The following is a 9,728-nucleotide window of genomic DNA, read 5'->3' on the forward strand; positions in this document are numbered from 1 at the left end:
GGGTAAAACACTTGGCACTAACTTTTGAACACACTGTTGAGTTCTCAAACAACACACGCGCATCAAACCCGCCCGCTAGGACTTCGTTGAGGCTTTTCCAGCTTACCCGACTCGTTCTTCAGAACCAAATTCGCTCTGTTTCCTTATCGGAGCCTTACCGCCGCCCTAATTCAGCGAACTGAATCCGTTCGGCGCCTTGCGTTACTACCGTATCCGGTCGTTCTCGCGGCGCCAAATCCGGCCGCTTCGCCCGGCGCAGCATCACTTCCCGGTTTGCACCGGTCGGGTTTGCTGCTCTCCCGCGGGCCGGCCAACCAGCCGCTTGCGCGTCCGGTGTCTGTCCGTCTCCCCTGCGGGCCTTGTGAAACTTACGCGACACAACCGCCGCAGTGCAAACCGATTAACGGTGGCGGTGACCACAGGCCGGGACGCTCAGGTCGTCAACCGGTGTCTCCGCTGGTCACGGCGCCCACCAGGAGGTCACTGCCCGAAATGGCGCCCAGCGCGGCGTCCACCAAGAAGCGACGGACAGTGACCCGGGCGCACATCAGACGCCGGGACGGCGGCCGGCAGGCGGGTTGCGATGAGCGGTCACCAGGTCGTCGACGGCCCGCCCGAGCTCGGCGAACTTCTCCGAGTACTCCACCGGGTCGACACCGGGTGGGTCCTCCGGGCGAGCCGGGTCCACGAACCGGCTACCGAGGTTCGACTGAACGACCACGATGTACGACCGCCACGGTTTACCCGGCAGCGACGACACGATCCCGGCATCACCCCCGGACGTCTCGGCGAGACCGGTCTTGTGTGCGAACGTGACCTCGGCGGCGTTGTTACACGGCCGCACGTCGCGTCCGTAGTGGTGTTCGGGCAACCGCACGGTTCCGTCCTGCGGGTCCATCCACCGCGCCGGCGTCGTCTGCGGGATGCCCTGGGCCGGATACGGCCGACCGCACCAGTTCGTGGTCGAGAGCACCTGGTTGAGGCCCTGCGCGCCCAGTGCCGAGAGCAGGATCGTGCTCGACGAAGGGCTCAGCACGTCCCGGGTGACCGGCGCCCCGTCCGGAGCCCGCCAGAGCACGCCGGGCGCGCCCCGAAGCAGCAGGAGCAGCTTGGCGGTGTCGATCGAGGTCATCGTGATCGCGTTGGTCCAGTTACCGCCGGTCCGCGGATCGGTGTCGCGTAACTGGAGCGTCGCCAGGCCGATGTTCGCGAAGAACTGGTTCAGCTCGCCGATCGCGTCCCGGTCGTGCAGCAGTTTCACCATCGCGCACGCCGCCGGGTTCGACGAGACCGTGATCATCGCGTCGAGAAAGCTCCGGACCGTCGCCGTCCGCGGACCCTTGCAGATCGCGCTCGGCTCGCCCACCGGCGCGTAGGCGTACGGCTCGTCGAGGTCGATCGCGCCGCGATCGGCCAGCCGTAACACCCCGAACGCCACCATCAGTTTGAACACCGAGGCCGGGTAGGGCGCCATGAAGTCGACCGGCGCGCGTTCCCGGCCGGGCACGACGTCGACGGTGCCCTGACCCGCGTTGTCGCTCCACGCGGCGTCGTCCCAGCGGCGCCAGCGGACCTCGTCGGTACTCAGGTTCTCGTCCAGCGGGATCACCAGGCCCTCGCGGTAGCGCGCGCTGAGCAGCACGGTTGCCGCCGCCAGTGGCCGACCGAGAGCGTCCAGCTCGATGACCGTCGTATCGACGTTCGGGACCAGTCCGAGGACCGGCGGCAGCGGCAGACCGAGGAAGCGCACGTCGACGAGGTCGACGAAGCTGCGATCACCGACCGCCCGCAGGAGGTCCCGCGCCAGCCGCTCGTCCTGCCAGCTGAGCTGCGCCGTGTCCAGGCCGGGCGGTGGGCCCGGCTCCAGCCGCTCGCCGCTGACCAGCCCACCGAACAGGATGACCAGCGCAAGGAACCCGGCGGTGATCGCCCGACGCACCGCCCGCAGGGTCATCGGCCTCCTCCCGGGGTCACCGGCACTCCAGTGTGGAGGCGAGGGGCAACGGCACGGTTACGCTTGCTCCGTGTCTTCCCCGCCCCTGTTGCTCGTCCTCGACGGCAACAGCCTGCTGCACCGCGCGTACCACGCTGCGGCGACGGGGAAACTGCTCGATGGTGACGACCGGCCGGTCTGGGCGCTGAAGGGCCTCGTCGGGTACGTCGCCCGGGCGTCGGCGAAGCTCCGGCCGGACGCGGTCGTGGTCGGTTTCGACTGTCCGGAGCACTCTGCGCGTCAGGTCGACTACCCCTTGTACAAAGCGCATCGGCCGGAGAAGGCCGCTGACCTGTCGGAGCAGATCGCGGCTGCGCCGGATCTGCTCCGGGCGACCGGCCTCTGCACCGTTGTTCCCCCCAGTTATGAGGCGGACGACGTCCTGGCGAGCGCCGCGGCGTCGGCTCGTGCGGGCGGATGGCGGTCGGTGCTGGTGACCAGCGATCGGGACGCGTTCTCGCTGATCGATGAGGCGACCTCGGTGTTGCGGCTGCGCAACGGGGGTCTCGACGAGGCCGTTCTGGTCACCCCGTCGACGCTGCAGGACCTCTACGGTGTGCCGCCGACGCTCTACCGGGATCTGGCTGCGCTCCGTGGCGATCCGTCCGACAACTTGCCAGGAGTGCGGGGGTTCGGCACGATCCTGGCCGCCCGGCTGCTCGGCGCGTTCGGCAGCGTGGAGGCGGCGTGGGAGGCCCTGGACGGTGGTCACTCCGCGGACGTGCGCGCGGTGGTCGGTGACGTGGCTGCGCGGAACCTCGGGACCGCGGAGGCCCGGGAGCGGGTCGCGGTGAACCGCCGGCTGATGCGGATGCGTCCGGACCTCGAGCTCCCCGCGCTGGACGCCGCCCGCCTGCCGATCTCGTACGCGACGATGCGTCAGACGCTGGCCGGGCGCGGGATCATCCTCGGCCCGTCGCTCTGGGCGCTCACCGGCCGGACGCCGCCTCCCGAACCGGAGGCCGAACCACCGAAGTACCCGCGCAGCCTGCGCGCCCGCCGCGAACCCTCCCCGGATCAACTCGCGCTGTTCTGACGCCGGCCGACGCCCGGCCCGGGCCAGGCCGCCGCCCCCGACGTCTGGTCGACGCCGGGGCGCCCGGCCCCCCGACGTCTGGTCGACGCCGGGCGAGGACGGCTGATCGCCCGGCAGCGGGCTCCGAATGCGCGGCGGTCAGTGCGCGCACGCTCCGCCGTCGCGGAACGCGATGGCGGAGCCGATCACGCCGTCGAGCCGGTCGCGGGTGGCGATCAGCTCGGTGATCTGACGGTCGATGCGATCCCGCTCGCCGGTGAGCCGGTCGAGCAACTCCGGTGTGACGTCGCCCGTATGGACGCACGGCAGGATCTCGAGGACCGACTTGCTGGACAGTCCGGCGGCGTAGAGCTGCTGGATGAACCGCACCCGGTCGACCGCAGAGTCGGCGTACCGGCGCTGGCCGCTTGGCGTTCGCTCGGATGCCAGCAGGTCCTGCTCCTCGTAATACCGCAACGCCCGGACGCTGACGCCCGCTTTCGTTGCGAGCTCGCCGATCCGCACCACACGCTCCTCGTGATCCCGCGCACAACACTTGCCTCTGACGTCAACGTCAGGTTTTACGGTAACCGGAGAACAAGGTAGTCATCAGGAGGAATCATGAAAATCTCCGGCTCCGTCGCGCTCGTCACCGGCGCCAACCGTGGACTCGGCCGTCGCTTCGCCCAGGACCTGCTCGAGCGCGGTGCGTCGAAGGTCTACGCGACGGCGCGGACACCCGAGCGGATCGACCTGCCCGGCGTCGAGACGCTGCGGATCGACGTCACCGACCCGGCGTCGATCGAGGCAGCGGCGGCCGTCGCGTCCGACGTCACGCTGCTGGTGAACAACGCCGGCGTCTCCACCGGCGCGGACCTCGTGCGCGGCGACCTCGCGGACATCCGCCGGGAGATCGACACCCACTTCTGGGGGACGCTCGGCATGGTCCGCGCGTTCGCGCCGGTGCTGGAGCGCAACGGCGGCGGGGCGATCCTCAACGTCCTGTCCGCGCTGTCCTGGTTCTCCTACCCCGGCGCCGGGGCCTACGGAGCGGCGAAGGCGGCCAGCTGGAACCTGACCAACGGCGTCCGGCTGGAGCTGGCGCCGCGCGGGACGCTCGTCACCGGCCTCCACCTCGGTGCCGCCGACACCGACATGATGGCCGACTACGCCGGCCCGAAGGTGGCCCCGGCCGAGGTGGTGCGGGCCGCGCTCGACGGGATCGAGGCCGACGCGATCGAGGTCGTCGTCGACGAGTGGAGCGCGCACGTCAAGGCGTCGCTGGCCCGCGACCCCGGCGAGTTCTACGGCGCGAACGCCCGCCCCGCGGTCTAAGCCTCCAGCGCGTGGCCGGTCGTCGCGTCGACGTGTGCGGGCACGTCGTCGTGCCGGTCACCGACGGTCGACGTCCCGGTGGGCTCGAACATCAGGATCGCCGCACCGTCGGGCGACGACGGCTTGTGCGCGGTGCCCCGCGGCACCGTGAACACCTCACCCCGCTGCAGCGTCACGGCCCGGTCGGGCAGGTCGATCCGCAGCTCGCCGTCGAGCACCAGGAAGAACTCGTCGGTGTGGTCGTGGGTGTGCCAGACGTGCTCACCGGCCACCCTGGCGATTCGGACGTCGTAGTCGTTGACCTTCGTCACGATGCGCGGGCTCCACAGCACGTCGAAGGATGCCAGGGCCGCGGTCAGCGAGATCGGTTCACTCATGAGGCCATCCTCGGGCGCCGCGACCCCGCGCAGCAGTGCTAGGAATCGCGCATGACGCAAGAATCCTTGCACCGGGTGGTCGTGCTGGTCGACGAGAACTCCAACCCGTTCGAGCTGAGCTGCGCGATCGAGATCTTCGGCTTACGGCGGCCCGAGCTGGGACGCGATCTCTACGACTTCCGGTTGTGCGCGGTCTCCCCGCGGACCCGGATGCGCGACGGTTTCTTCACGCTCACCGGCGTCGAGCCGCTCTCAGCGCTGGAGCGAGCCGACACCGTGGTCGTGCCGAACCGCCCGGACGTGCACGCTCCGCGCAGTCCCCGGGTGCTGGCCGCGATCCGAGCGGCCCACGAGCGCGGTGCCCGGATGATCGGCTACTGCAGCGGTGCGTTCACGCTGGCCGAGGCCGGTCTGCTGGACGGCAGGCGGGTGACCGCGCACTGGATGTGGGCGGACACGTTCCGCCGGAAGTTTCCCCGCGTCCGGCTCGAGCCCGACGTCCTGTTCGTGGACGACGGCGACATCCTCACCGCCGCGGGCAGCGCAGCCGCGCTTGACCTCGGGCTGCACGTGGTTCGCCGGGACCACGGCGCCGAGGTCGCCACCGCGGTCAGCCGACGGCTGGTGTTCGCCGCGCACCGGGACGGCGGGCAGCGCCAGTTCGTCGAGCGCCCGGTGCCGCGGGTGCCGGACGAGTCGCTGGCGCCGCTGCTCGCCTGGGCACAGACGCGCCTCGACGAGCCGCTCACTGTCACCGATCTGGCCGCACGAGCCGCGGTCAGCCCGGCGACGCTGCACCGGCGGTTCCGGGCCGAGCTCGGCACGACACCGCTGGCGTGGCTCACGAGCGAACGCGTCGCGCTGGCGTGCCGCCTGCTGGAGCGCAGCGAGTCGGGCATCGACGTGGTCGCCCGCCGCGCCGGTCTCGGCACCGCGGCGAACCTCCGGTCGCTGCTGCGGCGCGAGACCGGCCTGTCCCCCACCGAGTACCGCCGCCGATTCAACAGCGCTTAGGCGGCCGCGCTCCCGCGGCGTTTGTGCGCGTTGGCTGCCGCGTGCTCGAGCGCTGAGGAGTCGTACTCCCCCTGGGGCGCGACCCCCTGGGCGATCGCCTGGGCCTCGTGCATCGCGTTCCGCCGGACGAGGAACCCGACCGCGCTCTGCCGGTCCGCCAGATCGCCGACGTTGACCGCGGCGACGATCAGCGGAACCGCGGACCGCAGCGCGTGGTCGTCGTCCACGTGCACGATCTCGCCTGCGGCGTTGCGCACGTACCCGTGGTTCAGGATGTCGATGGCGAGGTTGAGCAGCGCGTTCGCGCTCGTGGGCGCGGCCGCCACGCCGCTCTCGGCCTGCTCGTACGCCTCCTGGTGGCGCTCGCGCTTGTTGAGGTAGTCGGCGAAGAACTGGTAGGTGACGCTGTCGTCGTACCGCTCGATCGCCGCCCGGAACGCGGTCTCGGCGTCGCCGTACCGTCCGAGGTCCGCCAGAGCGCGCGCGTAGTTCCGGTCGATCGTCGCCGAGGCGAAGTTGCTGCGCTGCACCGACTCGCAGACCGACGTCACCCACGCGGGCTGGCCGGCCCGGAAGTAGAAGTTGAACAGCAGCCCGACCGCGTGGTCGAACAGCGGGATGCCGGGGTCGGCGACCAGCGTGGGCCCGGCGGAGCCGGCGGCACGCTCCACCTTCAGATACGTCTCCAGCATCAGCCGGCCGCGCTCCTGCATCGCCGGCGCCGGCGAGTCGTCGTAGGCGTCCACGAGCGCCAGGAAGATCTGCGACGTGTTCGGATACCGCTGGTGCGCGATCTCGAGCACCACCCGCCGGTGGTCGGTGAGGTCGAGGCTGCGGCACATCTGCGCGAGTCCGACGAAGTCGTTGTCGCTGAGGTACGGGCTCTTGACGACCGCGCGCAGCTCCGTGACGAACGCGTCCCGCCCGCCCTCTTCCATGATCTCCTTCAGCCGGAGCATCACGTACTCACCGGTCGACTTCATGATCTCGTCGGCCTGGTCGAGCATCTCGTCGATGTCGTAGGCGGACGGCTGACCGGTCAGGGCACCGGCCGGGTCGAGTTCGGCGAGCCGGTCGGCCAGCTTGTCGCGCTCGCGCTTCACCGCGTTGAGCGACTCCCGGAGCGTGACGAGTTCCCGCTGCTGCGCCTCTTCTCCCACGTCGCGGTAGTCGGCGGGCAGGTCGTCCAGCGTGTCGTGCACGGGATTGTCCGACTGCGCCGCGTTCTCCCGCTTGCGGATCGCGTCGACGATCTGGGCGGTCACGCCGGGGATGTCCGCGAGGTGTGGCGAGTATTTCACGACCCGGTACTGCTGGACGTCGAACGGGATCTCGCTCTTCGCGTCGACCACGTGAACAGTGCCGCTGCGATGCAGGACGTGCCGAATGCCCAGTTCGAAGAACACGTTCGCGTTACCGCCGGTGAGGTCGGCGATGACCAGGTCGGACTCTGCCAGGTCCTTGATGATGTCCTTCGTGATGTTTCCGGGCATCGCGCTGGTGTCGGCCCGCTTGACCACGTAACCGGCATTCTCTGCGGCCGGCTTCAGGATGCTCTGATAGACGCCTAAGTAATGTCGCCTGGTTTCGTCGTCATCCTCGCCGGACCCCCCGAACGGCATGATGATGAAACACTTCTTCACCATGGGAACTACCCCACCCCGAATAGCGCTCCGTTGAATCGAGAGCTGACTTACCCCCGAAAATAGAATAAGACAGCCGTGCTATCCCAGCAAGGGATGCAAAACACGTATAAGCCGCATCTGCAGGGGACCGGCCGACGTGGACTCACGCGGAGAGACCCGAGACCGGCCGATCGGTGCGCGGCGACTCGTCCCGCCGGGACAGGAACCACTCGACGGTGCGGCGCAGCCCGTCGTCGATCCCGATCGCCGGCTCCCAGCCCAGTTCGCTGCGGGCGACCGCGATGTCCGGCTGCCGACGGGTCGGGTCGTCGATCGGGAGCGGGCGGTACTCGACCGCCGAACGCGAACCGGTCAGCCGGAGCACGGCCCTGGCGAGCCGGGTCACCGTCCACTCCACCGGGTTACCGAGGTTGACCGGGCCGGTCACCGTCCGGTCCACCATCGCCACCAGGCCGCGCACCAGGTCGTCGACGTAACAGAAACTGCGGGTCTGCGTCCCGTCGCCGTAGATCGTCAGTGGATCGCCGTCCAGCGCCTGCGCGATGAACGTCGAGACGACCCGCCCGTCCTGCGGGCGCATGCGCGGGCCGTAGGTGTTGAAGATCCGCAGGATTCCGATGTCGAGCCCGCTGCTGCGGTGGTACGCCATCGTCAACGCTTCGGCGAACCGCTTCGCCTCGTCGTAGACGCTGCGCGGGCCGATCGGGTTGACGTTCCCCCAATAGGTCTCCCGCTGCGGGTGGACCGCCGGGTCGCCGTACACCTCGCTGGTGGACGCGAGCACGAATCGTGCCCCGTCCCGCGCCGCGAGCCGCAGCGCGTTCTCGGTGCCGCGGCTACCGACCGCCAGGGTTTGCAGCGGCATCATCTGGTAGTCCGGCGGCGAAGCCGGGCTCGCCAGATGCACGACGACGTCCACCTGGTCGGGCGCCCATCGATCCACGTTCATCGCCGCCGGGTCGGCGATATCGATCTCCCGGAATTCGAACCGCGGGCTCCGGAAAAATACTTCCAGGTTTTCCAGCCGACCGGTCGACAGGTTATCGAGGCACAGGACGCGGTCACCTCTTCCCAGCAGGGCTTCGCACAGATGCGAGCCGAGAAAGCCCGCGCCCCCGGTCACCGCTACGTACATCGATCCTCCACCTCGGCTCGACAAAGAATGCCCGGCACCGGCCAACCTACAACATGGACAGTGGATAACTGGCCCACCAGCCGTAATCAATTCTCCGCCATCAAGCGCGCGAATTAGGCGTTCGTCCGCGCCTTGACGAATCGCTGTGCGGCCACCTAACTTGTGCTCGTTTTGTCCGGCGGGGAAACCCGCCGATCAGGCGCGACGTTCCGGAATTCAGAAACTCCATTCCTCGTTAGCAGGAAGGTTGGCGGTGTCCGATACACCGAGGTTTCCGGACGATTCCGCGACGTCCGAGGAAACCCAGGAACTCTCGTCCGCGGACCGGACCGTGGACCTCCGAATGGTCGACAGCGACCGGACCGTCGATCTCCGGTTCTCCGACAGCGCACGCCGGTCCGGACGACGTCAGCCGCGGATCGGTGTCGGGTGGACGCACGGGGGCCGATCCCTGGACACCGCACTCCGGCAGCTCTCCGGCGGCAAGGTGCTGCACGCCTCCCCCGCCGGACCGGCGATGCGGGCGCGGCGGATCCGCAGGCACGCGCTGCTGGTGAACACGTTCGTACCCGTGCTCCCGCCGGTTACGCGCGTCCTGCTCGCCGTGCTGACCGTCGGGTGGGTCGTGTCGCTGGTGCTGTTCTGGCGCTGGTGGCTGGAGCCTCCGCACCGCACCGACTGGATGCGGCTGCTGATCAACAGTTCGCTGTTGCTCTACATGTCCGCGTACCCGATCCTGCCGATCCTGCGGTTCAACAAGCTGCGGACCGTGAATCCGCGGGTGCCGATCCCGGAGCTGCGGGTCGCGTTCTGCGTCACCAAAGCGCCGTCCGAGCCCTGGGACACCGCCCGCCGGACGCTCGAAGCGATGCTGGACCAGGACTTTCCGTACTCCTACGACGTCTGGATCTGCGACGAGGACCCCAGCGAGGAAACGCTGGCCTGGTGCCGCGCCCACGGGGTACGGGTGTCGACCCGGCGGGGCCAGCCGGAGTACCAGCGGGACACCTGGCCCCGCCGCAAGAAGTGCAAGGAAGGCAACCTCGCCTACTTCTACGACCACTACGGATACCGCGACTACGACGTCGTCAGCCAACTCGACTGCGACCACATCCCCAGCCCGACCTACCTCGCCGAGATGGTCCGCCCGTTCGCCGACGACTCCATCGGCTACGTCGCCGCCCCCAGCGTCTGCGACACCAACGCGGACTCC

The 9,728-nt window shown here is 69.2% G+C and carries 9 protein-coding genes; 4 read left to right on the forward strand and 5 right to left on the reverse strand.

Translation table 11 applies throughout. The features are described 5' to 3' along the window. Positions 1–547: 547 nt before the first annotated feature. Positions 548–1,954, reverse strand: coding sequence for a serine hydrolase (locus tag BUB75_RS43910; protein ID WP_073266851.1), 1,407 nt, complete (start codon positions 1,952–1,954; stop codon positions 548–550). Between the two features lie 70 nt (positions 1,955–2,024). Here BUB75_RS43910 and BUB75_RS43915 point away from each other — a divergent pair, with 70 nt between their 5' ends. Next, positions 2,025–3,029, forward strand: coding sequence for a 5'-3' exonuclease (locus tag BUB75_RS43915; RefSeq protein WP_073266853.1), 1,005 nt, complete (start codon positions 2,025–2,027; stop codon positions 3,027–3,029). 138 nt (positions 3,030–3,167) lie between these two features. On the opposite strand, the gene BUB75_RS43920 is transcribed toward BUB75_RS43915, so the two are convergent. After that, positions 3,168–3,533, reverse strand: coding sequence for a MerR family transcriptional regulator (locus tag BUB75_RS43920; RefSeq protein WP_073266866.1), 366 nt, complete (start codon positions 3,531–3,533; stop codon positions 3,168–3,170). 96 nt (positions 3,534–3,629) lie between these two features. On the opposite strand from BUB75_RS43920, the gene BUB75_RS43925 reads away from it, so the two are divergent. Continuing rightward, positions 3,630–4,343: an SDR family oxidoreductase gene (locus BUB75_RS43925; protein WP_073266855.1), complete on the forward strand. Its 714-nt coding sequence runs from the start codon at positions 3,630–3,632 to the stop codon at positions 4,341–4,343. Here the strand turns inward: BUB75_RS43925 and BUB75_RS43930 are convergent. Then, on the reverse strand, positions 4,340–4,720 hold the full coding sequence (locus BUB75_RS43930) for a cupin domain-containing protein (protein ID WP_073266857.1): 381 nt from the start codon (positions 4,718–4,720) through the stop codon (positions 4,340–4,342). The two genes, BUB75_RS43925 and BUB75_RS43930, sit on opposite strands and share 4 nt — an antisense overlap. 51 nt (positions 4,721–4,771) lie before the next feature. Between BUB75_RS43930 and BUB75_RS43935 the strand changes: the two genes are divergently transcribed. Next, positions 4,772–5,734: a GlxA family transcriptional regulator gene (locus BUB75_RS43935; RefSeq protein WP_073266859.1), complete on the forward strand. Its 963-nt coding sequence runs from the start codon at positions 4,772–4,774 to the stop codon at positions 5,732–5,734. Here the strand turns inward: BUB75_RS43935 and BUB75_RS43940 are convergent. Both BUB75_RS43940 and BUB75_RS43945 read right to left on the reverse strand, forming a co-directional pair. After that, the gene (locus BUB75_RS43940; RefSeq protein WP_073266861.1) at positions 5,731–7,380 is read right to left on the reverse strand and encodes a hypothetical protein; all 1,650 of its coding nucleotides are present in this window, start codon (positions 7,378–7,380) and stop codon (positions 5,731–5,733) included. The genes BUB75_RS43935 and BUB75_RS43940 overlap by 4 nt on opposite strands. Positions 7,381–7,522: 142 nt before the next feature. Further along, positions 7,523–8,515, reverse strand: a complete 993-nt coding sequence (locus tag BUB75_RS43945; protein ID WP_073266863.1) for a UDP-glucuronic acid decarboxylase family protein — start codon at positions 8,513–8,515, stop codon at positions 7,523–7,525. A 253-nt stretch (positions 8,516–8,768) separates the two neighbouring features. On the opposite strand from BUB75_RS43945, the gene BUB75_RS43950 reads away from it, so the two are divergent. Then, a partial coding sequence (locus tag BUB75_RS43950) for a glycosyltransferase family protein (protein ID WP_218618147.1) occupies positions 8,769–9,728 on the forward strand: 960 nt, incomplete at its 3' end.

The sequence above is a fragment of the Cryptosporangium aurantiacum genome (assembly GCF_900143005.1).
Lineage (GTDB): Bacteria > Actinomycetota > Actinomycetes > Mycobacteriales > Cryptosporangiaceae > Cryptosporangium > Cryptosporangium aurantiacum.